Source organism: Methylobacillus draconifructus (genome assembly GCF_045984385.1).
Taxonomy (GTDB): Bacteria; Pseudomonadota; Gammaproteobacteria; order Burkholderiales; family Methylophilaceae; genus Methylobacillus; species Methylobacillus flagellatus_A.
The window spans coordinates 21513-44038 of record NZ_JBJQIJ010000002.1; the positions used below are offsets into that span (position 1 = coordinate 21513).

The window sequence follows — 22526 nt, forward strand, 5'->3', positions numbered from 1 at the left end:
CATTGTTAAGCGCTCTCGCGCGCAATCAATTCACAGTCCAGCAGGTTGAGGTGCTGCACCGGGCCATCCGCCGGCCTTTCTCCCAATGCCTGCAATACGCGCAAGGCGGCAACCTCGCCGATCTCCCTCGCGGGAGGGCGTATGGTGGTCAGACTGGGCAGCAGCATTTCGGAAAAAGCGTAATTGCCGAAGCCGAAAATGGCGCAATCCTCGGGAAAGCGCTTGCCGGCCCGCAGGCCAGCCAACATGCCGCCCGCAGCCAGGTTGTCGTTGGCAAACACAATGGCTTCGGCAGGCTGCTGGCGCAATAGCAGGGAATTGACCGCCTGCCGGCCCGCCTCGAACGGATCGGCCTGGGTGGGGACGAACACCCAGGGCTCCAGGCCGTATTCGTTCATGCGCGCAATATAGCCATCACGGCGGTCAAGCGCGCTCAAGTCGCCTATCAGGCTGTTCTGCACATAGGCAATGCGCTTGTACCCCTTGCCATGCAAATACTCCACCGATTGCCGGCCAACCTCCACATGCGAAAACCCCACCTGCACCGGCTTGCGCTCCGGCACGTAGTCCCAGGTTTCCACCACCGGCATGGCGGCCTTGGCGATCAGCCTCTCGGTTCCCTCGGAATGATACTGACTGGTCAGCACCAGCGCCGCCGGCGACCAACCGAGGAAGGCACGCACCACGCTTTCCTCCTTTTCCATGGAGAAATAGCTCGACGCCAGCAACAACTGGTATCCATGCCGGTTCAGCTCATCGCTGAAGCTCTGGATGGTGTTGGCAAAGATGGGCCCCGAAATATTGGGAATCACCATGGCCACAATGCGGCCCCGGGTCGAGGCCAGGCCGCCCGCGGCATGGTTGGGCAGGTAGTCCAACGCCGTCACCGCCTTGGCGATACGGTCCCGCAACACTTCGGACACGATTTCCGGCTGCTTGAAATACCGCGACACGGTAATCGATGAAACGCCAGCCAGCTTCGCCACATCATGCACGGTGGCCCTGCCCAGTCCCTTGCGCTTACCCGACATCGGCAACCACCCACATATAACTTTTATAAATATTGATTTTCATTTTAATTCTTTGAAAACATACAAACACTTGCCCGAACATTCGAATGTTACCGGTAACATCATTGAGATTATCAGTGTTTTCAAAATTTTCAAAACATTTGTATTTTATTCAGGAAAAGCCACTCCTGGATATATCGAAGTCGGCTTTCATGCAGGCAAGTATCCATGGCAAAGCTTAGCCTGCAACGCCTGGGCAAGCAGTTCGCCCATACGCGCATCCTCCAGGAGATCGACCTGGACATCGCCTCAGGGGAATTCATTGTGCTGGTCGGCCCCTCCGGTTGCGGCAAGTCGACATTGCTGCGCATCCTGGCAGGCCTGGAAGAAGTCGACGAAGGGCAAGTGATCCTGGACGGCCGCAGCATCAACCGCCTGCCGCCGCGCGAACGCAACATGGCGCTGGTGTTCCAGGACTATGCGCTCTATCCGCACAAGACGGTTTACGACAACCTGGCGTTTGGCCTCATCATCCGCGGCACATCCAAGCAGGAAATCCAGCAGAAAGTGCACGCCGCAGCGGATCTTTTGCAGCTGACTCCCCTGTTGCAGCGAAAGCCCGCCGCACTTTCGGGCGGCCAACGCCAACGCGTGGCGATCGGCCGCGCGCTCGTGCGCGACGCCCAGCTGTTCCTGTTCGACGAGCCGCTGTCCAACTTGGACGCCAAACTGCGCACGGAAATGCGCATGGAGATCAAGCGCCTGCACCAGCGCATCGGCAAGACCATGATCTACGTCACACATGACCAGGTGGAAGCCATGACGCTGGCCGACCGCATCGCGGTGATCAATCACGGCCGTATCGAGCAATTAGGTACGCCGGCAGAAATCTACCAGTCGCCCGCCACCACCTTCGTGGCCGGTTTCATGGGATCCCCTCCAATGAACCTGCTAGACCTGCCGCTGCAATGGTCTGCCGATTATCGATCCGCCTTTATTGCCGGACAGTCGGTGCCCGTCAACCATCTGGAGATCGAGCCGGAACAGCAGATCACCCTGGGCATCCGCCCTGAGCACTTCCATATCGACGTCGCTTCCCTCAACGGCCAGGCGGCGCTGCGCCTCAACGCCGTAGTCGAGTTGATCGAGCCGCTGGGCGCGGAGACCATTGCCACGCTGCGGCTGGAACAATTGACTGCGAACCTCAGGCAATACACGGTGCAGGCACGCCTGCCCGGCCACCAGACGGTATTCCCCGGACAGCAACTGCAAATCCATGTAGCGCATGCCAACCTGCACTGGTTCGACGGCGAACAAGGCACGCGCATTGCCACTCGCCAAGCCGGCAACATGGAGCCAGCGGCATGAGCCTCCCGCGCGCACTTCGGCTCATTGCCTTCATCCTGCTGGTAGCCGTTGCCGCCTCTGCGAAGGCGGAAACGGTGCTGCGCGTCTTCATCGGCGGTGCGGCGCAACGCCCCGACCTGTTCCGTACGCTTGCCGACCGTTATGAAGCCAGCCATCCTGGCATCCGCATTGAAATCGGCAGCGGCGCGGCCACCTCGGAACTGCAGCGCAAATACCTTTCCGTCCTGCTCAATGCGCACGACCCCAGCTTTGACGCCTTGATGCTGGATATCGTCAACCCTTACCAATTCGCCACCGCTGGCTGGATCGCCCCGCTAGACCCGTATTTCGGCAAGGAAAAGCAAACGCTGCTCGCCGACGGCTTGCCCATCTACCGCCAGACCAACCTGATCAAGGACAGGCTCTACACCCTGCCCGCAGTGACCGATGCCATGTTCATGTATTACCGCAAGGATCTGCTGGCGCAATACGGCATTGCGCCGCCGCAAACCTGGCAGGAATTGGAAAAAGCCGCACAGGCCATCCTGAAGCAAGAGAACAATCCTGCGCTGCAAGGGCTTTCCATTCAGGGAGCGCCGATCGAAGGCACGGTGTGCAGCTTCCTGCTGCCTTACTGGAGCCAGGGCAAGGACATTCTCGACAGCAACGGCAAACTGGCATTGGACAACCCCGCGGCATTGCGCAGCCTGCGATTATGGCAAGGCCTGATCGACAAGAACGTAATCCGCCGCCACGTAGCCGAGGTCAAGACCGGCGACACCGTGAACACGTTCAAGGCCGGCAATGCGATCTTCGCCATCAATTGGGGCTTTGCCTGGGGCGTGTTCAAGAATGACGCGGACTCGCGCGTCAAGGGCAAGGTCGGCGTCATCCGCATGCCGGCGGTGCAAGGCGGCAAGCATGCTACTTGCCTGGGGGGATGGCAGTGGGCGCTCTCCAACTATTCGCGCCACAAGGCGCAAACGGCGGATTTCCTGCGCTTCCTGGCCTCGCCTGAAAGCGTGCGCTTTATTACCTTGCAAGGCGCATTGCTGCCGCCATACCTTTCGCTTTACGACGATGCGGAGGTTCAGGCCGTGATCCCATGGCTCAAGGATGCCAAACCTGCCTTGCTGGGAGCCAAGTCCCGTCCGCTGACCGCGCGCTATGCGCAGGTGTCGGACGTACTGCGCATCTCGACCTCGGCCGTATTGGCCGGATCATTGACGGCCGAGGAAGGTCTGGAAGACATCAGCCGCCGCCTGGAAAGGATATTGCGTTGAGCCTGCACGCATTTTTCAACCAGCGGCGAGACCAACCTAGAGACGTCAGTGAGTCATCGCTAGCATTCTGGCTGTTGCTGCCTGCGGCACTATTGCTCGTCCTGATCGTGGTCTACCCGGTGGCGAAGGTCATCCACGACAGCTTCTATTCCATCAGCCTGTTCAGCGAGAACGGCCCGGCTTTCGTCGGCGTTGCCAACTATGTCGACGCTTTGCGCGACCCGGATGTCTGGCGCGCCGTGCGCTTTACGATTGCTTTATGTGTGGTCACTGTTCCCGGCGCGTTGCTCGTCGGTCTCGGGCTGGCATTGCTCGCCAACCGCGAATGGAAATGGCGCTGGCCCGTGCGGCTGGCATTACTGCTGCCTTGGGCCTTGCCGCTTGCATTCTCCGGCATGATTTTCGCATGGTTCTTCAATACGGAATACGGCGTGGTCAACGACCTGTTGCGCCGTGCAGGCCTAGCCCCGATATCCTTCCTGCTGATACCGCAATGGGGCTTTTTTGCGATCTGCGTCGCCAGCATCTGGAAAACCTCTTCGTTCGTCGCGCTGATCCTGCTCGCAGGCCTGCAGACCATCCCGCGCAGCTTGTACGAAGCCGCGGCGCTGGAAGGCGCCAGCCGTTGGCAGTCCTTCCGCCACGTCACCCTGCCGCTGCTGATGCCGGCCATGATGGTCGCACTGATCTTCCGCACCATCAGCGCCTTGCAATCCTTCGACATTCCCTATGCGATGACGCAGGGCGGCCCAGCCCGCTATACGGAGACCTTGTCCATCCTGATTAATACCACGGCCATCGAATACATGGATGTCGGCTACGGATCCGCCCTCGCAATGCTGCTGTTCCTGTTGTCCATGGCCGTCAGCTCGGTCTATCTGCGCAAAATCTACAAGGGGGCGCTGTAATGCTGAAACTCCCCTTGCGCTGGATCGCTGCCGCCGTGCTGCTGGCAAACGGTTTCTTCCCCGCCCTGTGGATATTGCTGACCTCGTTCAAGCGCGATGCCGAGCTGGCGCAAACCCCGATTACCTGGTGGCCGCAGCACCCCACCCTGGGCAATTACGTGCATGCGTTCAGCGACCAGCCCTTGCTGCTGTTCCTCGGCAACAGCTTCGCGGTGGCCTTGCTTTCCACTCTGCTGACCTTGTTCGCGGCCACCGGGGCCGCCTACGCGCTCACCCGGCTGCAGCTGCGCCGTCGCGGCCTGATCCTCACGGCACTGGTCGCGATCGCCATGTTCCCGCCGGCGACATTGCTGGTGCCCCTATTCGAGATCATGCGAGGGCTGGGCTTGATCAACACCTACGGCGCACTGGTGCTGCCTTACGCCGTGCAAAGCCTGCCGGTATGCACGCTCGTGCTCGCGAGCTTTTTCCAGCAGGTGCCCAAGGACATCGAGAACGCCGCGATGCTGGACGGTTGCACTAGGCTGCAGGCGCTCTACCGCATCGTGCTGCCATTGTCCGCCCCCGGCGTGTTCACTGCCGGCATCCTGGCTTTCGTCAATGCCTGGGACGAGTTCCTGCTGGCGCTGGCCCTGAATGCCGCGCCGGGCAGCCGCACCCTGCCGGTCGGCATCCTGCTCTACCAAGGGGAGTTCACCTTTCCATGGCCGGTGATCTCCGCCGCATTGGTGGTCGCCATCGTGCCGCTCGCCATCCTCATCATCCTGTTCCAGGAACGCGTCATTAGCGGACTCACCACAGGAGGCATCAAGGGATGAGGCATTTCTTTCCATTCCCCTGGTTTCCCGACAACGGGTATCAGGCTGCTACATCATTTTTACGACTACATTAGGGGAATCTGCATGAAACCACACCATACTCAAATGCAACAGTTCCGGCGCCGGGGCATCAGCCTGGCGCTCGCTTCAGCATTGCTGTCTGGCGGCATCCCGGCGGCATTTGCCGCCGAAGAAACCACCGAAGCCGAAAGCAAGCAAACCTCGGGCGATCAGGAGGCGCAGCCTGCGCTCGGCACGGTCACCGTCACCGCGACCCGGCGCGAAGCCAGCCTGCAATCCATTCCCGTCGCCGTATCCGTGCTGGACGGCCGCAAACTGGAGCAATCCAACCTCAACAGCATCCAAACCATCGCCAACGAGGTGCCGAGCCTGACCTTCCGCCAGCAGGGCGGCAACAAGGACTCCTCCATCCTGATCCGCGGCGTGGGCACCATTTCCACGTCGCCCGGCATCGAGCCTACCGTCTCCACCGTGATCGACGGCGTGGTCTATGCCCGTCCGGGCCAGGCCACGCTGGACCTGCTGGACGTGGAACGCATTGAGGTATTGCGCGGTCCACAGGGCACGCTGTTCGGCAAGAACGCCTCGGCAGGCGTGATCAACGTGGTGACGCGCGAACCCAGCGCCGATCCACATGCCTATGTCGACGCCTCCTACTATGAAGGCGGGGAAAAGCGCATCCGCTTCGGGCTCTCCGGCACGCTGGTGCCTGACCTGCTGTATGCATCCATCAACGGCCTATGGGCCGACTACGACGGCAATGTGAAAAACGTGATTGGCGGCAATCTCAACGGCTATGAACGCGAAGGCGCCCGCGCCAAATTCCTGCTGACGCCGAACGAGGACCTCGACATCACCCTGATCGCCGACTACACGCATGGCACCAACAGCGTCCCAGGCGCCAGCGGCGTGCCTTACAGCTCCAGCAACGCCGCATTCAACCAGGGCATCAGCCCCGTCAATGTAAGCAAAGGCAACCGCAGGGTGTATACCGATGGCAAGAGCGAAGTCACCGATACCAACCAGGGGGTTTCCGCACAGGTAGACTGGCGCTTCAACGATTACACATTGACGTCCATCACCGCATTCCGGACCTGGGACAACACGCAAAACACGTCCACATCGCAAATCGGTAACAACTACGACCCTCTCAGGATTACCGGGGACTATCCTGCCACCCGGGACCGGGGCACTGTAGATTCAAAGCAGTTCTCGCAGGAAATCCGCATCGCCTCCCCCAAGGACCGATTCCTGGAATATGTGGCAGGTATTTACTACCTCAAGGGCAAGACCGATGAAACCTACCAGCGTAGCGGTACTAACAACGCCGGCACCAATTTCATCGGCCGCGCCGACTACAGCATCGACAGCGACAGCGTGGCCCTGTTCGGCGAAAGCACACTGAACTTCACCTCGGATTTCCGCGGGATTGCCGGCCTGCGCTGGACGCACGACGAACTGTCATTCGACCACGTCCGCAACTCTCCTGTCACAGGCCCCGGGGTGCAAGTCAGCCAGCCGCTACGCAAAGGAGACACTTCGGAGAATGCATATTCCGGGCGCCTGGGACTGCAGTACGACCTGAGCAGCGATATCACCACCTACTTCACGTATTCGCGTGGATACAAGGGGCCTGCCTACAATGTATTCTTCAACATGAACCAGGCCAATGGCGACACGTTGCCGCTCGACCCAGAGACATCCAGCTCTTTTGAGCTGGGTCTCAAATCAGCTTATCTGGACAATCGCCTGATTTTCAACGTAGCGGCGTTCTACACCAAGTACAAGAACTACCAGGCGAATTTCTTTGACGTAGTCAGCGGCACCGTGGTGACGCGGCTGGTCAACGCCGGCGATGTCTCTACCCGCGGCATTGAGTTCGACGCCACCGCCAAGCCGACTTCCAGGCTGACGCTTGCAGGCTCCTTGGCTTACGTGGATGCAAGAATCGACCAATTCAATTGCCCTGCCAATGCCGCTGCCTCTTGCGCAGTGAATGGAAAACCGCTGCCGTTCTCCCCTGAGTTCAAATTAGTCGCCCGTGCCAACTATGCAATTCCGTTGAATGGCGGCTACGTGATCGATATTGGCACCGACTATACCTGGCAAAGCAAGCAGCAATACAGCCTCACCCAAACCAAGGATACGATCCAGGAAGCCTACGGCATCTGGAACGCCAGCGTAGCACTGTCCACCCAGGACGGATGGCGCTTCGCGCTGGTAGGCCGCAACCTGCTGGACCGCTCCTATGCGAGCAACCTAGTCAGCAATGCCAACTCGACCTATACGCTGCGCTACGTCCCTCGCGACGATGCCCGCTATTTCGGCATCCAGGTCAGAAAGGACTTCTAATCATGAGCCAACCCCGTCAACTCAGCCTGGGCGCGTTCCTCATCCGCAATGGTCACCATGTCGCAGGATGGCGCTACCCGGACAATGTGCTGGATGACGACCCGTTTGCCGTCTACAAGGAAGCGGCACTTCTGGCGGAGGCAGCGCATTTCGATGCGGTGTTCTTTGCCGATGCCGTAACCGCCGCGGCAGGCCCCGCAGGACTGGAACCGCTGACATTGCTGAGCGCGCTGGCAGCGGTGACCAGCCGCATCGGCCTGATCGGCACCGCCACCACGACGTATAACGAGCCCTACCATATCGCCAGGAAATTCGCTTCGCTCGACCAGATTTCCCGCGGGCGCAGCGGCTGGAACCTGGTCACCTCGGACAATGCATCGGAATCGGCCAACTTCGGCCTGCCGCAGCATGTTTCCCATGCCGAGCGCTACGCCAGGGCACGGGAGTTCTATGAGGTGGTTACCGGGCTTTGGGATAGCTGGGAAGAGGACGCGTTCCTCAACGACAAAGAGAAAGGCGTCTGGTTCGACCGCAGCAAGCTGCACGCCCTTGATCATCATGGCCCGCACTTCGATGTCGCCGGCCCGTTGAATGTGCCGCCCAGCCCGCAGGGAAGGCCTGTCATCGTGCAGGCGGGCGGCTCCGAGACAGGAAGGGAGCTGGCGGCGGAAACGGCGGAAGTGGTGTTTACTGCCCACCCCACGCTGGCTTCGGCCCAGGCTTTCTATCAAGACCTGAAAGGGCGTATGGCAAAATACGGCAGGCAGCCCGACAGCTTCAAGATCATGCCCGGCATCTTCAGCATCGTGGGCAAGACCCAGGCAGAAGCCGAAGCCAAGTTCAACAAGCTGCAGGAACTTGTGGACCCCGAATCCGGCCTGGCGTTGCTCGGACGCATGATCGGCAATTTCGACCTGTCCGGCTACCCTGTGGATGGCCCGCTTCCGGCATTGCCACTGACCGATAACGGCCAGCAAAGCCGGCAGAAACTGCTCACCGAACTCGCCCAGGGAGAAAACCTGACCATCCGACAGCTCTACCTGCGCATTGCAGGCGGACGCGGCCACCTGACCGTCGTCGGCACCCCGGAAACGGTCGCGGACAATATCCAGGAATGGTTCGAGCAAGGAGGCGCTGACGGCTTCAACGTCATGGCGCCCTGGCTGCCGGGAGGCCTGCGCGACTTCACGGAACTGGTGGTGCCGGAACTGCAGCGGCGCGGCATTTTCCGTACGCAATACCAAGGGCGTACCTTGCGGGAACACCTGGGCCTTGAGAAACCGGTGAACCGTTACAGCAAAGCCTGATAACAAATCAACGGCTTTATCCCGATGAGCAACTTGAATGCCTGGCAACTATCGCCAGACATTTTTATTCCTGAACCATCCTCACACTCACTCAACAAGGGCAAGCGCAGCGATGCCAAGGGTTGGCTTTTCCTCCCGTCTGGCTGCGCCGAGTAGCGCAGCCAGACGGGGAACAACGTCAAAAGCATACTTGGCATCGCTGCGCTCGCCCTAAAAACTGCTGAGGTATTTTAGCTTTATGTTTTAGAGAGCGACTTGAGTGAGAGCTTGATACCTTCGGCGACCGCAATATCGGCTGGCAATTGCTTGACCGCAGCCAGGGCCTCGCGCTCGTTGTAGCCCAGCGCCAGCAGGGCATTAAGCACGTCGCCGCTGGCCGACTTGGCTTGGCTGCCGCCGGCCAACGCCGTGCCGCCGTCGATGGAGAACTTGTCCTTGAGTTCGAGCAGGAGGCGCTCGGCGGTTTTCTTGCCTATGCCAGGCACCTTGGTCAGCAAACCAGTTTCCTGCAAGGCTACTGCCTGGGCCAGGTCGTCCACCGACAGCCCGCTCAGGATAGCGAGCGCTGACTTTGCGCCTATGCCGTTCACTTTCAGCAATTGGCGGAAGGTGGCGCGCTCCTGGTCGCTGCCGAAGCCGTACAGCAATTGTGCGTCTTCGCGCACGATGAACTGGGTAAGTAGCACCACCTTTTCGCCGGTGGCAGGCAGGTTGTAGAAAGTGCTCATGGGCACTTCGCACTCATAGCCCACGCCGTTGCAGTCGATCACCACCTGGGGTGGCGTTTTCTCGACGAGGATACCGCTCAATCTTGCAATCATATCAACCTGCCGCCCTTTACCCTGAATCCTGCCGTTGCCAATTTACCCAAGCCCTGCCCGCCATGCGCGTGGCAAATCGCGCATGCCAGCGCATCCGCCGAATCCGGCCTCGGGACCGAGGGCAGGTTGAGCAGGCGCTTCACCATTTCCTGCACCTGGTCCTTGGCCGCGTGGCCGTTTCCCACTACCGACTGCTTGACTTGCAAGGCGGTATATTCCGCCACCGTGAGGTGGTTCAGCACCAGGGCGCTGATTGCCGCCCCCCTGGCCTGCCCGAGCAACAAGGTGGATTGCGGGTTGACGTTCACGAATACCTTTTCAATCGCCGATTGCTGCGGCTGGTAGGTCGCAATCACTTCCGCCAGGCCATCCAGGATGATCTTGAGGCGCGTCGGCAAGTCCTCGATCTCGCTGCCCTTGCCGGTCGTGGTCTTGATGGTGCCGCTCGCCACGTAGGCGAGCTTCTCGCCCGCCTTCTCGATCACGCCAAAGCCTGTCAAGCGCAGGCCGGGATCGATGCCGAGGATGCGTACGGTCATTACTCCTCGATCACTGCGGTGGTATAGACTTCCTGCACGTCATCGAGGTCTTCCAGCGCGTCCAGCAGTTTCTGCATCTTGGCTCCCTCTTCGCCGCTGAACACGGTTTCGTTGTCCGGCTTCATGGTCACTTCCGCCAATACCGGCTTCAGGCCCGCCGCCTCCAGCGCTTCCTTCACCGCAGTGAAATCGCCCGGCGCGGTGATCACTTCGATACTGCCGTCCTCGTCGGTGATGACATCTTCCGCGCCGGCTTCCAGTGCTGCTTCCATGACTTGATCTTCGCTGGTGCCCGGTTCGAACACCAGCACGCCGCAGTGCTTGAACATGAAGGCAACGGAACCGTCCGTCCCCAGGTTGCCGCCGTTCTTGCTCAGCGCATGGCGCACATCGGCCACGGCGCGCTGCTTATTGTCGGTCAGGCAGTCGATGATGATGGCGGCGCCGTTGATGCCGTAGCCTTCGTAGCGGATTTCCTCGTAATTGACGCCCTCAAGCTCGCCGGTACCGCGCTTGATCGCACGGGTGATGTTGTCCGCGGGCATGTTCTGCTCTTTGGCTTCCGCCACGGCGGCGCGCAGGCGCGGATTGAAATTGATATCGCCGCCGCCCATGCGGGCAGAGACGGTGATTTCCTTGATCAGCTTGGTGAATATCTTGCCACGTTTGGCATCCTGGCGACCTTTGCGGTGCTGGATGTTGGCCCATTTGGAATGCCCTGCCATTTGTAAAATCCTTTGATTGCGAATTGTGCAAAAAACCTCGCGAATTTTACCATATAGGGCTAAGCGAAAATATGCGTGCGTGAATAGCGATTGCTATGTTGGATCGGCATCAAAACGGATGCATCCCGTCGAAATGACATCCGTGCTGTCCGCTTGATATGCCGGTCAGTCCTGACCCATTGCCGGGTCGACTTCTTCATGCCGCTTCATGCTGTGCAATGAAATGATCAGCAAGGAAACCCCGATCAGCGCCATGCCGATGACTTCCCCCTGGCTCGGCTGTTCGCCAAGCTGCAGCCATGCCGCAAGCACACCGATTACGGGGGCGAGCAGTGAGGTCATGCTGGCGATGCCTGCGGGCAGGTGCTGCAGGGCATAGAGCCAGAGCAGCCAGGCCAATGCGTTGCATAACACGGCGTTGAACAAGACGGCGCCGATGAAATTGACGCTCCAGTCTATTGGCGGCGCGGGCACGATGAAGGCGACGGCCACCAGCGGCAGCGAGCCGAACAGCATTTGCCATGCGGTCAGCGACATGAGGTCGAGATCGGGAACGCGCTGGTGCAGCTTCTTGGCGACGATCACGGAAACCGCCCAGAACACGCCGCCCAATATCGCCAGCGACATGCTGAACAGGTCAGAGCCCAGGTGCAGCGGATCAAGGATGAACAAGAGGCCCATCACGGAGAACAATGCCGCCAGCCATTGGATGCCGCGGATTTTTTCGCCCAACAGCGGCCAAGCCAGCACCATCACCCAGAACGGCATGGTGTAGGTCAGCACCGCGGTCTTGCCGGCGCCGCCCTCGACCAGGGCCCAGATGATGAGGCCGGTAAAGCCGCAGGTCTGCAGCACCCCGAGCCAGATCAACGTCGGCACCTCTCGCGGCTTGAGCGGTTTGCGCATTAGCACCAGCAACGCAAACAGGCAGACAGCGCCGTAAAACGTCCGCATCGCGCCGAACTGGAACGCGCCGGCATAATCCAGCGCATGCTTCATCACCACCCAGTTGTAACCCCAGAGCATCGCCAGCAGCAGCAAGGCTGCAAAGGCGCGCAACGTGGTCGAGGTTCCCGCTTTCATGTCGATTCCTGGCCTAGGCCTTAGTTAACAGATTGGAAGAGCAGCTGGCAAAACTCAGCGAAGCGTTACTGGCCAGCCGCCCTGCCGCAGGCAATACGTGTGCTACGGCAAGGCAGAACCAAACGCCAGCAGGTTTCGTTAGTGACTTTAATTCCAGATATGGCTCAACAGCTTCCAGTTGCCGTCGGCCTGCTTCTTGTACAACAGGTGCACGTTGCCGTTGAAGCTCTGGCGGTTGCCTTGCGCGTCAATTGCGGCAGCGCTCCAATGGCCGCGCTGGAAGGCGAGATTGCCGTCAGATTGCGCGTCGATCAGCTCCAGCTTGTGGTCGATGATGCCTTGCGCGATCGAGGTCTTCCAGAAACCCAGCAGCGCTTCCTTGCCGCTGATCTGGGATGCGCCGGCGGGCAGGACCGTGGCGGCATCATCGTAGAAAGAGGCGACCAGTGCGTGGTCCTTGGCATTGAAGGCGGCATCCCAGGCCTGGTTGAGTTGCTGGGCGGTGGCCTTGAAATCTGAATTCGACATCTTGGTTCCTTGTAGTGGTGAGAAATTAATTCCAGGTATGGGTCAGGATCTTCCAGCTGCCGTCATCCTGCTTCTTGTAGAGAATATGCAGGTTGCCGCTGAATTGCTGCGGTTCGCTGTCCGCGCTCTTGAGCACTGCGCTCCACTTGCCGCGCTGGTAGATGGTGTTGCCGACAATGCCGGTTTCTACGGTAGTGATCTGGTGATCGGCAAAGCCCTTGGCGAACAGCCCGGACCAGAAATCAGCAATCGCCTTGCTGCCGGTCACTTGCTCGCCGCCGGCAGGCAGCAAGCTGCCATTGGCATCGTAATAGGATGCGAGCGTACCGGCGGAAGCCTCGGCAAACGCGGCATCCCATGCGCTGTTGAGCTTGCTGACGATGGCCTTGGCCTCGTCCTCGTTCGGCTTGGCATTGCATTTGTAGACGGCGACAGCGGCGACCGCCACCAAAGCCAGTAACACGATAGCGACAACGACCTTGCTGATCTTCATGATATTGCTCCTCTTGTTAATTGATATTGAATATAGACTTTGCTTCAACGACTGCCGTCATGTGCCCGGGTGGCGGTTGCCGGATGCATCAAAAGCCGTGATGCCTGCATTGAGCTTGACCAGGATGCCGTTAAATAAATCCCGCTCCTCTTCGCTCACCCCTGCCATGCACTGACGCAAGCGCGTGTAATAGTCCGGCATCACCTGGTCGAGCTTTTCCTGCCCCGCGGCAGTCAGGCGGATCGACACCCGCCTGCGGTCATCCTTGTCAAAGATGCGTTCCACGAGGCCATCGCGCTCCAGGCCGTCGATCAGGCCCGTCATCGTGGCGCGGCTGACGCCGGCCTTTTCCGCCAGTACGGAAGGCAATGAAATGCCGTGCTCCTCCCGCATGAGCAGGATCAGCACCCACCAGCGCCCCTGCAGCAGGCCATGTTGGCTCAGGCATGCATCCAGCGCAAGCGAAAGATCGCTTGCGACGCGCAGCAAGTGCAGGAAGGACGAGACCGCGCTGACATCCGCTTCCGGATAGCGTGCGGAAAACTTGTCCAGGACTGCCTTGCTTGGAAGATCTCTGAGCTGCAACATAGTTAGTCGAATTATAATTAGCCAGCTAATTATGTCAACCACCCTATTCATGCCCTTCCTAGATTTGGCATGACGATAGGATTATTGCCTTACAGATAGGCGGTTGTGCGGGCGTTTAACCTTATTGTCATTAAGGTGTATATTGAGCTTACGCCAATAAGAAAACGAAGGAGGAGCCAACATGAAAACCGTGAGGCAAGTTCTGGAAACCAAAGGCAGCACCATCTATTCCGTCGCGCCGGAGAGCCTGGTCTATGACGCCTTGCTGCTCATGGCCGAGCACCATATCGGCGCCTTGGTGGTGTTGCAGCGCGACAACATGGTGGGTATCTTTTCCGAGCGCGACTACGCGCGCGAAGTGGTCATCAAGGGCAAGACCTCCAAGACCACCACCGTAGGCGACATCATGTCGGTGCAATTGATCACCGTCAGCCCAGAAGACACGGTGGAACACTGCATGAACCTGATGTCGGGCAAGCGCATCCGCCACCTGCCGGTATTGGAGGACGACAAGCTGGTCGGCCTGCTCTCGATCGGCGACCTGGTGAAGGAAACCATCGCCTACCAGGAATTCCTGATCAAGCAACTGGAAAGCTATATCCAGAGCTAGGCTGCCAGCGTCTTTATCTCGACAGGGAAAACCTTATTCCTGACCCTTAGGCGTCTCAGTCTCGGGACGCCCTTCCCAGGCATTGTGATTGAGGCCGGCAACCGCCTCTTCCATCTCGCGCGACAGGGTGCGCTGCAAATCCTGCCGCGTGCGCACGCTGTAGGACACCACTTTCTGCATATCGGTATGGATGGGGTGCAGGTCATGCATCATTTTCTCGTCGTTCTGCCTGAACTTCCACGCGGTGCTGTAGGCATGGAACGGGGAGTAGCCCATTTCACGCAGCGCCTTCTCTCCCAGATGCACCGCGCTGAGGAATGTCTCGCGCACGCAGTCTATGCCCATATCCATGTAGTCGAACACATAGGTGCGGTTGCGCGCCCGTGCAAGAATTTTCACATCAGGATAATGCTCGCGCACGTAGCGCGCCGTCTCCAACGCCTCTTCAGCGTCGTCTATCGCCAGGATCAATAGCTTGGCACGCGCGATGCCCGCCGCGCGCAACACATCCGGCCTCGTGATGTCGCCGTAATAGGCATGGTATCCGAAGCTGCGCATGAGCTCGATCTGGTTTGGGTCATGCTCGATCACGGTAGGCACGACGCCCACGCTCGTCAGCAGGCGGGTGATGATCTGCCCCACGCGCCCGAAGCCGGCCACGATCACGGGGCGCGCCTCCTCAAACTCGTCATGCCGACCGCTCTTGCGCCGCTGCTGCAGCCTGCGGCGGTAAACGCCGTGAAAGCCCAGCAACAACAGGGGCGTGGTCACCATCGACAATGCGACGACCGAATTGAGCAACGCGCTATGCTCGTAGCTGATTACCTTGGCATCGAGCGCGGCGCTAAAAATGACAAACGCAAACTCGCCCACCTGCGACAAAGTCACCGCAAACATGAGCCCGCCGGCGTTATCGAGGCGGAACGCCTTGGCAAGACCGAACAGGAACACCAGCTTGAACAGGACGAACGCCAGCGCCAGCCCGACGATCAATCCAGGCTGCTGCAATACCAAGTCGAGGTTGACCGACATCCCCACCGAAATAAAGAACAGCCCCAGCAGCAAGCCCTTGAACGGTTCGATGTCGAGCTCGAGCTCCTGCCGGTATTCGGAATCCGCGAGCAGCACGCCCGCAATGAAGGCGCCCAGCGCCATGGACAGGCCAACCAGGGTCATGAGGATGGAGACGCCGATGATAAGGAATAGAGCGAACGCAATGAATATCTCGCGCAGGCCGGTGTTGGCGATGTAGCGCAATACCGGCCGCAACAGGTATTGCCCGCCGAGTACGAGCAACACCACCAGCGACACCGCCTTGAGGATGGCTAGCCAGTCCATGTGCACGCCGTGGGCGGTATGCGCTCCCGGCGCAATCACCAGCAGCAGGATCATGATGGGGATCACCGCCAGGTCCTGGAACAGTAGCACCGAGAACGCAGAACGGCCCGACGGGCGGTTCAACGCGCCCTGTTCCGCCAGTATCTGCATGGCGATCGCCGTCGAGGACATCGCCACGCCCATGCCGACCACCAGCGACAAGCGCCAATCCAGGCCGACGGCAACGCCGGCGCCATAGACCAGCGCCGCGGTCAGCACCACCTGCAAGCCGCCCATGCCGAAGATGGGCAGCCGCAACGACATCAGTTTGTCGGGCTCGATCTCCAGCCCGATCAGGAACAGCATCATGACCACGCCGAACTCGGAGAAATGCATGACGGTGTCGGTATCCGCCACCAGGCCCAGCCCCCACGGCCCGATGACGATGCCGGCAAACAGGTAGCCCAGCACCGAGCCGAGCCCGACCCGCCGAAAAATTGGCACGGCCAGCACGGCGGCGCCAAGGTAGATGGCGCTTTCCAGCAACAGGGATGGGATATGCGCTTCCGCCATCAGGATGCCTCTTCCGTGCTGGTGGGCGCCAGATATTGCGCCTCCTCCGCCTGCAGGCTGTTGACCTGCGGCGGCCATTTACCATCGGCCAGCTGGTCCAGCCATGCCGCATAACTAGCCGCCTGCTTACTCAGGGCTTCGTCGCTCAAGGTATCTGCCGCCTGGGTGAGGAAAGGCTGCAGGTAGCGCATATTGCACAGCCGCGCCGTCTGCTCGAACGGCCGCAACAGCTCGGCGACGGAAAAGCAATTGTAGCCGCGCCGCTGGTAGACGCTTTCCGAGCCGCCGGTGGAAACCGCCTGCACCCAGGCCTTTCCTGTCAGCTTGGTGGCATTGTCGCCATACGCCCAGCCGTAACTCAGCACGGAGTCCATCCAGCTCTTGAGCAATGCCGGGCACGAATACCAGTGCATGGGATGCTGGAACACCAGGATGTCGTGCGCATCGACCAATGCCTGCTCGTGCGGCACATCGATCATCTGCTCCGGGTAGCGGGCGTAGAGGTCGTGCACCTGGACTCCCTCGCAGCCCTGGGCAGCATCCAGCAAGGCTCGGTTGACCCGCGAGCCCTCCAGCATGGGGTGGGCCACAATCAGCAGTACGCGTTGCTTCAACGTCTATTCACCAATGACTTTCACCAGCACGCGCTTGTTGCGGCGGCCGTCGAACTCGCCGTAGAAAATCTGCTCCCAAGGCCCGAAATCCAATTGCCCGTCGGTCACTGCGACAACTACCTCGCGCCCCATCACCTGGCGCTTCATGTGCGCGTCGGCATTGTCCTCGCCGGTATCGTTGTGGCGGTAGTTGCGGATGGGCTCGTGCGGCGCCAGGCGCTCGAGCCACTCGCGGTAGTCATGGTGCAGGCCGGATTCGTCATCGTTGATAAAGACGCTGGCCGTGATGTGCATGGCGTTGACCAACACCAGCCCCTCCCTTATGCCGCTTTCGCGCAAACAGGCTTCCACTTCGTGCGTGATGTTGATGAACGCCACGCGCGAAGGCGCATTGAACCATAGCTCTTTACGATAACTTTTCATGAGTTTTGCCTTTAAAAATGGTAAGCCGGGAAATTATAGCCTGCCGCTGTTGTCATTGAGTGGTCGGCCGGCATTTTTGCAATTACGCCGGATTTCGGTTAAAAGTAGCTCATCCATTATTTTCGTTATCCAATCCATCAGCAAGGAGAAACAATGAGTGACAAGATTTTCATGCGCGTCGGCGAAGCCCTGGTAGCGGGAGGCCCTCCGGGCACGGCAGCCGAGCCTGAAGTGATCATCGGGGAAATGGACGGCCCCATGGGCACGGCCTTCGGCACGCTGCTCGGCGACCAGGTCAAGGGCCACTCGCGCGTGCTTGCCATCCTCAACACCGACATCATGGTGCGCCCCGCCACCATCATGGTGAGCAAGGTCACCGTCAAGAACGAGCGCTATACCAACATCCTCATGGGCACCGTGCAGGCCGCGATCGCCAACGGCGTGCTGGATGCCGTGCGCAACGGCGACATCCCCAAGGAAAAGGCCAACGACCTCGGCATCATCGTCTCGGTCTGGCTCAACCCGATCGTGGTGGAACAAGACAACCTGGACCACAAGATCCTGTTCGACATCCACCGCAAGGCCACCGCCAACGCCATCCACAAGGCGATGAGCAACAAGCCGGACATCGACTGGCTGCTGGAGAACCAGGAGAAGATCGTGCACAAGTATTTCCAGATGGGCCTGGACGGCAAAATATAAATGGCAGGGTCTAATCTCTAATCTGCCATCTCCCATGTTATAAAGAGCGCATCGGCAGTTTCGGCTGCCGGTGCAATGCCAGTCCTTCGGCGCCAGCCGGGCATGACTGGCGCCCTATCACCGAAGGAAGCTCATGGCGGCAGCAAGTTTTCAGGTAGAGCAGGATGCCCAAGGCGCAAAGCGCATTGTCCTCAATGGACAATGGTCCTTGCGCGCCCTGGAGAATGATTTCGCCCAATTGCGCCGAGCGCTCAAACCGTATTTTTCCGACGCCAAGGCGCAATGGGACCTGACCCAGGTGGAGCAACTGGATACCGCCGGCGCGGCCGTGCTGTGGAACGGCTGGCACGGCAAGCTGGAAGATAAGGTAGCGCTCACTGACGAGCAAGCCGCGCTGTTCGACACGCTGGCTTCCATCGAAGCCAAAGCCGTTGAAAAACCGCAGCGCTTCGACTGGCTGAAACTGGTCGCCGGCTTCGGCAAGCTGACCATTTTCATCACCAGCCATGTCGTCGACTTCGTCAAGCTCATCGGACTGCTGGTACTCGAGCTGGGCTACTTGTTGCGCCGCCCTCAGGATTTCCCGTGGCGCGAATTTAGCGCCAACATCTACAAGAGCGGCGTCACCGCCTTGCCCGTCACCGCGCTACTCGGCTTCATGATCGGGATTGCCATGAGCTATCTCATGGCGACCCAGCTGCGCACCTTCGGCGCAGACATCTTCATCGTCAATATCCTTGGGCTGGCAGTCATCCGCGAGCTCGGCCCCATCCTCATGGCGGTATTGATCGCGGGGCGCTCTGGTTCCGCCATGGCGGCCCAGATCGGCGTCATGCGCGTTACCGAGGAAATCGACGCGCTTGCCACCATGGGCATTTCGCGCATCCTGCGCGTGGTGCTGCCCAAGGTGTTAGGACTCACTGTCATCGCGCCGTTCCTGGTGATATGGACTTCCTGCTGGGCGCTGTTTGGTGGCGCGCTCTCCGCCAACATGGAGCTGGGCCTCGGGTTCCGCTTCTTTTTCGACTACCTAGCCGCCGTGGTGCAGCCGGTCAATATCACCCTGAGCCTGGTCAAGGGCGTCATGTTCGGCTTCATTGTCGCCGTGATGGCCTGCCACTTCGGCCTGCGCATCAAGCCGAATACCGAAAGCCTCAGCCGCAGCACCACCAGCTCGGTCGTCACCGCGATCACCTGCGTCATCCTCATCGATGCCGCGTTTGCCATCCTCACCAGCGGCATCGGGGTATAAGCATCCATGGCAGAACAAGAAAAAAAGACACGCCCGATCTGCGAAATCAAGAAGGTCTGGACCGTCTTCGGCAGCAATGTGGTGCACCAGGACCTCGACCTGACCATCAACGCGGGCGAAATCGTCTCCCTGGTGGGCGGCTCAGGCAGCGGCAAGACCACCCTGCTCCGGCACATCGTGGGCCTGACCCGCCCGACCAAGGGCGAGGTGCTGCTCTTCGGCAAGAACCTGCACAAAATGAGTCGCGTGCCGCAGCAGCGCCTGATGAACCGCCTGGGCATGCTGTTCCAGCAGGGCGCCCTGTTTTCCGCTTTGAGCGTGTTCGACAACATCGCCTTTCCATTGCGCGAGCTCAAGCAGTTCGACGAGGCCACCATCCACCAGCTCGTATTGCACAAGCTCTCGCTAGTGGAAATGGAGCCGGACACGGGTTCCAGGCTGCCATCCCAGCTCTCGGGCGGCATGATCAAGCGCGTGGCCTTGGCGCGCGCGCTGGCATTGGAACCGGAGCTGTTGCTGCTGGACGAACCGACCGCAGGGCTGGACCCGGACCGCAGCGAGAAATTCGTGGAACTGATCAAGAGCATCAAGCACGCCCTGGGCCTGACCGTCATTTTCGTCACCCACGACCTGGACACCCTGGTATCGCTGACCGACAAGGTCGCCGTCCTCGCCGACAAGCGCATCGTCGCCAATTGCGGCCTGCGCGAACTTGGCAATATCGACCATCCCTTTGTGCAAAACTTTTTCCAGGGCGTTCGTGTCCGATTGGAAAGAATTGGATAATTTATGGAAAACCGCGCTCACGCCCTTGCTGTTGGCATTGTCACCCTGATCCTGGTTGCTATCCTCGCATTCGCCTTCTGGTGGATGAGCGGCACGCGCCAGGCGCTTACCGAATACAAGATCATCTCGAAACAGCCCGTGACCGGCCTCAGCCAGGAGGCCTCGGTCAAATTCCGCGGCGTCAACGTAGGCAAGGTATCCAACATTGCGCTGGACCCGGACTCGCAATCCTCGATAGAGATCACCATCCGCGTCGATGAAAAGCTGCACCTCACCAAGGACGCCTACGCCGAGCTGCGCGCCCAGGGGGTAACCGGCCTCGCCTACATCGACCTCAACGACCCGAACGACAATGGTGACCAGCTGGCCCCCGGTTCGCTGATCACCATGCGCCCTTCATTAATAGACCGCATTTCCGAACGCGTGCCTCGGCTGGTGGACAAGGTGGAATCCTTTGTCAACCACGGCGTCGCCACCATAGAACATGCGAACGCGGTGATGCAGAGCATAGACGTGCAGAGCCTGAACCAGACGCTGTCCAACCTGGAAGAGGCGTCATCCAAGCTGGGGCCGACGCTGACCACCGCCAACGAGGCGTTCGGCAAGGCCAGCAAGTTCATGTCCGAGCAAAACCAGCAGCAGCTCACGCAAACCCTGAACAACCTGCAGGAAGCCACGCAGGCCGCCACGCCATTGCTCAACGAGCTGACCGCCACGGTCCAGGACGTGCGCGGCATGACGGGCGACATCCGCAACAGCGCGGGCCTGATCGGCGACACGCTCAATAACGAAACCCTGCCGCGGCTCAATGAACTGACAGCCAACGCCAACGACGACGCGCGCCGTATCAGCCGCCTGTTGGATATGCTGGAAGAAAACCCGCAAAGCCTGATTTTCGGCAAACCGGAAATTCGCCCGGGCCCTGGTGAATCCGGCTTCAAACCTGCTCAATGAGGTATCCCATGCAAACCATCCCGTCCCTTGTGATGCTGTTCCTGGCAACGTTCAGCCTGAGTGCCTGCGTCAGCTCGATCAAGCCTGAAACCAAGCAGCTGGACTTTTACGATTTCGGCCTGCAAACCGCGGACAACCGGGTGAATTTCAGCCTGCCGCTGGAGCAGCTCGGCGCCAGCGACGCCATCCAGCACGGCAACATCCGCTACCGCCTCAACTACAAGAATCCATCCCAGGTTTTCGCCTATGCGGAAAGCCGCTGGTCCACCCTGCCGATAGACCTCTTGCGCCAGAAAGTCGCCAATGCCTCGCCAGCCAATACGGCATGCAGCCTGAAGCTGCAGATCGTGGGCTTCGACCAGGTATTCGATGCTGCAGACAGCAGCCAGGGCGTGGTGCAACTGCAGCTTGGGCTGATGGATAGGCGCTCGCGCAAGCTGCTGGCTTCCACGCTGGTTTCTGCCCAGCATGCAGCGCAAAGCGCCGATGCGCGCGGCGGCGTGGCGGCGCTGAACCTTGCCAGCACCGAAGCGCTGCAGTGGGCCGCGGACTGGGCCGGAACAACCAGCCAATCCGCGCCCGAGTGCCAAGCCGCCACATCGCAGTGACCGCCTTGGCAGCACCTAGCCGCATACGTGTCAAATGACAGAGATCAAAGTTTACCCGGTCTTTACCGACCTCAACGGCACTGGCCCGGACCCCGACCTCTCGCCGCTTCCCGTCGTCGCCAGGGTGGGCAGCTACTCCAAGAGCTGGCGGGTGGAAGCCCACGCGCACCGGCGCGGGCAATTGATGTTCGTCACGTCGGGCAGCATGCGCGTGGAGACGCGCGACGGCTCCTGGATCACGCCGCCGGGCCGCGCCTGCTGGATACCCAGCGCGGCCATACACAGCGTCACCTATACCCAGGCATCGGAAATGCAGACGGTATTGATTGCGCCGGAACTGCTGGAGGAACTGCCCAGGCGCTGCTGCGTGATTAAACTGACGCCACTGTTGCGCGAACTGGTCTCCCAGGCGGTGGCGATCAACAACCAATATACGCTGCACGGAAGCGAGCACAGGCTGATGCAAGTTCTGGTCGACCAGATCAGCACCGCCCAGCAGGCGCCGCTGTTCCTGCCCGAGGGGCGAGACCCCCGCCTGCGACGCGTGACGGAACGGCTGCACCAGAACCCGGGCGACGACCGCAATATCGAGGAATGGGCCCAGGTTGCGGGCGCCAGCACGCGGACGCTCGCCCGCCTGTTCCAAAAGGAAACCGGCATGACATTTTCCGCCTGGCGGCAGCAGCTTTGCCTGATACGCGCCGTCGAAATGCTGATCGAAGGGGCCAGCGTCACCAACATCGCCCTGGCCCTGGGCTACGAAAGCACTGCCGGCTTTACCAGCATGTTCTCGCGCTCGATGGGAGAGTCGCCCAGCAACTACCTGACGCGCTGGTCGCAGGAAAATCCCGCGTCAAAATAAGG

Annotated in this window: 24 protein-coding genes; 13 read left to right on the plus strand and 11 right to left on the minus strand. The window is 60.0% G+C overall.

The features are described 5' to 3' along the window. Positions 1 to 5: 5 nt before the first annotated feature. A complete protein-coding gene (locus ACKF11_RS04030; RefSeq protein ID WP_407996053.1) occupies positions 6 to 1031 on the minus strand; it encodes a LacI family DNA-binding transcriptional regulator in 1026 nt (341 codons plus the stop codon). A gap of 207 nt (positions 1032 to 1238) precedes the next feature. Here ACKF11_RS04030 and ACKF11_RS04035 point away from each other — a divergent pair, with 207 nt between their 5' ends. The 6 genes from ACKF11_RS04035 (at position 1239) to ACKF11_RS04060 (ending at position 9046) form a co-directional block, all read left to right on the plus strand. Continuing rightward, entirely contained in the window at positions 1239 to 2378 is a 1140-nt protein-coding gene (locus tag ACKF11_RS04035; protein WP_407996054.1) for an ABC transporter ATP-binding protein, read from the plus strand. Further along, on the plus strand, positions 2375 to 3640 hold the full coding sequence (locus tag ACKF11_RS04040) for an ABC transporter substrate-binding protein (RefSeq protein ID WP_407996055.1): 1266 nt from the start codon (positions 2375 to 2377) through the stop codon (positions 3638 to 3640). The genes ACKF11_RS04035 and ACKF11_RS04040 overlap by 4 nt, the downstream gene beginning before the upstream one ends. After that, complete coding sequence (locus ACKF11_RS04045; protein ID WP_407996056.1) at positions 3637 to 4548, plus strand: carbohydrate ABC transporter permease; 912 nt, start codon at positions 3637 to 3639, stop codon at positions 4546 to 4548. The genes ACKF11_RS04040 and ACKF11_RS04045 overlap by 4 nt, the downstream gene beginning before the upstream one ends. Next, complete coding sequence (locus ACKF11_RS04050; protein ID WP_407996057.1) at positions 4548 to 5366, plus strand: carbohydrate ABC transporter permease; 819 nt, start codon at positions 4548 to 4550, stop codon at positions 5364 to 5366. Before ACKF11_RS04045 ends, ACKF11_RS04050 begins: the two co-directional genes overlap by 1 nt. Before the next feature lie 84 nt (positions 5367 to 5450). Then, on the plus strand, positions 5451 to 7739 hold the full coding sequence (locus tag ACKF11_RS04055; protein WP_407996058.1) for a TonB-dependent receptor: 2289 nt from the start codon (positions 5451 to 5453) through the stop codon (positions 7737 to 7739). Positions 7740 to 7741: 2 nt separating this feature from the next. Beyond that, a complete protein-coding gene (locus tag ACKF11_RS04060) occupies positions 7742 to 9046 on the plus strand; it encodes an LLM class flavin-dependent oxidoreductase (protein WP_407996059.1) in 1305 nt (434 codons plus the stop codon). Positions 9047 to 9282: 236 nt separating this feature from the next. Here ACKF11_RS04060 and ruvA read toward each other — a convergent pair whose 3' ends face one another. The 7 genes from ruvA to ACKF11_RS04095 form a co-directional block, all read right to left on the minus strand. Continuing rightward, complete coding sequence (ruvA, locus tag ACKF11_RS04065) at positions 9283 to 9867, minus strand: Holliday junction branch migration protein RuvA (RefSeq protein ID WP_407993174.1); 585 nt, start codon at positions 9865 to 9867, stop codon at positions 9283 to 9285. Continuing rightward, positions 9864 to 10406, minus strand: coding sequence for a crossover junction endodeoxyribonuclease RuvC (ruvC, locus tag ACKF11_RS04070; RefSeq protein WP_407996060.1), 543 nt, complete (start codon positions 10404 to 10406; stop codon positions 9864 to 9866). The genes ruvA and ruvC overlap by 4 nt, the downstream gene beginning before the upstream one ends. Continuing rightward, on the minus strand, positions 10406 to 11131 hold the full coding sequence (locus ACKF11_RS04075) for a YebC/PmpR family DNA-binding transcriptional regulator (RefSeq protein WP_407996061.1): 726 nt from the start codon (positions 11129 to 11131) through the stop codon (positions 10406 to 10408). The genes ruvC and ACKF11_RS04075 overlap by 1 nt, the downstream gene beginning before the upstream one ends. 165 nt (positions 11132 to 11296) lie before the next feature. Beyond that, positions 11297 to 12214 (minus strand): DMT family transporter, encoded by a 918-nt coding sequence (locus ACKF11_RS04080; protein WP_309566113.1) that lies wholly within the window; start codon positions 12212 to 12214, stop codon positions 11297 to 11299. A 147-nt stretch (positions 12215 to 12361) separates the two neighbouring features. After that, complete coding sequence (locus ACKF11_RS04085; RefSeq protein ID WP_309566112.1) at positions 12362 to 12742, minus strand: YybH family protein; 381 nt, start codon at positions 12740 to 12742, stop codon at positions 12362 to 12364. A gap of 25 nt (positions 12743 to 12767) precedes the next feature. Further along, a complete protein-coding gene (locus ACKF11_RS04090; RefSeq protein ID WP_407993177.1) occupies positions 12768 to 13235 on the minus strand; it encodes a YybH family protein in 468 nt (155 codons plus the stop codon). 57 nt (positions 13236 to 13292) lie between these two features. Then, positions 13293 to 13823 carry a MarR family winged helix-turn-helix transcriptional regulator gene (locus ACKF11_RS04095; RefSeq protein ID WP_407996062.1) on the minus strand — a complete coding sequence of 177 codons (531 nt, stop codon included), beginning with the start codon at positions 13821 to 13823 and terminating at the stop codon, positions 13293 to 13295. 181 nt (positions 13824 to 14004) lie between these two features. On the opposite strand from ACKF11_RS04095, the gene ACKF11_RS04100 reads away from it, so the two are divergent. Continuing rightward, the gene (locus tag ACKF11_RS04100) at positions 14005 to 14433 is read left to right on the plus strand and encodes a CBS domain-containing protein (protein ID WP_407996063.1); all 429 of its coding nucleotides are present in this window, start codon (positions 14005 to 14007) and stop codon (positions 14431 to 14433) included. A 33-nt stretch (positions 14434 to 14466) separates the two neighbouring features. Here ACKF11_RS04100 and ACKF11_RS04105 read toward each other — a convergent pair whose 3' ends face one another. Genes ACKF11_RS04105 through ACKF11_RS04115 form a run of 3 tightly spaced genes read right to left on the minus strand, consistent with a single transcriptional unit; the run spans position 14467 to position 17360 of the window. Next, on the minus strand, positions 14467 to 16401 hold the full coding sequence (locus ACKF11_RS04105) for a monovalent cation:proton antiporter-2 (CPA2) family protein (RefSeq protein ID WP_407996064.1): 1935 nt from the start codon (positions 16399 to 16401) through the stop codon (positions 14467 to 14469). Further along, entirely contained in the window at positions 16323 to 16937 is a 615-nt protein-coding gene (locus ACKF11_RS04110; RefSeq protein WP_407996065.1) for an NAD(P)H-dependent oxidoreductase, read from the minus strand. Before ACKF11_RS04110 ends, ACKF11_RS04105 begins: the two co-directional genes overlap by 79 nt. A 3-nt stretch (positions 16938 to 16940) precedes the next feature. Then, positions 16941 to 17360, minus strand: a complete 420-nt coding sequence (locus ACKF11_RS04115; protein ID WP_407996066.1) for a secondary thiamine-phosphate synthase enzyme YjbQ — start codon at positions 17358 to 17360, stop codon at positions 16941 to 16943. A gap of 153 nt (positions 17361 to 17513) precedes the next feature. Here ACKF11_RS04115 and fae point away from each other — a divergent pair, with 153 nt between their 5' ends. The 6 genes from fae to ACKF11_RS04145 all read left to right on the plus strand — a co-directional run bounded on the left by fae (position 17514) and on the right by ACKF11_RS04145 (position 22524). Then, entirely contained in the window at positions 17514 to 18062 is a 549-nt protein-coding gene (fae, locus tag ACKF11_RS04120; protein WP_230348727.1) for a formaldehyde-activating enzyme, read from the plus strand. 133 nt (positions 18063 to 18195) lie between these two features. Beyond that, the gene (locus ACKF11_RS04125; RefSeq protein WP_407996067.1) at positions 18196 to 19314 is read left to right on the plus strand and encodes an ABC transporter permease; all 1119 of its coding nucleotides are present in this window, start codon (positions 18196 to 18198) and stop codon (positions 19312 to 19314) included. Positions 19315 to 19320: 6 nt separating this feature from the next. Then, entirely contained in the window at positions 19321 to 20100 is a 780-nt protein-coding gene (locus tag ACKF11_RS04130; protein ID WP_407996068.1) for an ABC transporter ATP-binding protein, read from the plus strand. A gap of 3 nt (positions 20101 to 20103) precedes the next feature. Beyond that, positions 20104 to 21054, plus strand: coding sequence for an MlaD family protein (locus tag ACKF11_RS04135; RefSeq protein ID WP_407996069.1), 951 nt, complete (start codon positions 20104 to 20106; stop codon positions 21052 to 21054). Positions 21055 to 21062: 8 nt separating this feature from the next. After that, positions 21063 to 21662 (plus strand): ABC-type transport auxiliary lipoprotein family protein, encoded by a 600-nt coding sequence (locus tag ACKF11_RS04140; protein ID WP_407996070.1) that lies wholly within the window; start codon positions 21063 to 21065, stop codon positions 21660 to 21662. A 34-nt stretch (positions 21663 to 21696) separates the two neighbouring features. Beyond that, positions 21697 to 22524, plus strand: a complete 828-nt coding sequence (locus ACKF11_RS04145) for an AraC family transcriptional regulator (RefSeq protein WP_407993186.1) — start codon at positions 21697 to 21699, stop codon at positions 22522 to 22524. The last annotated feature ends 2 nt before the right edge of the window (positions 22525 to 22526 follow it).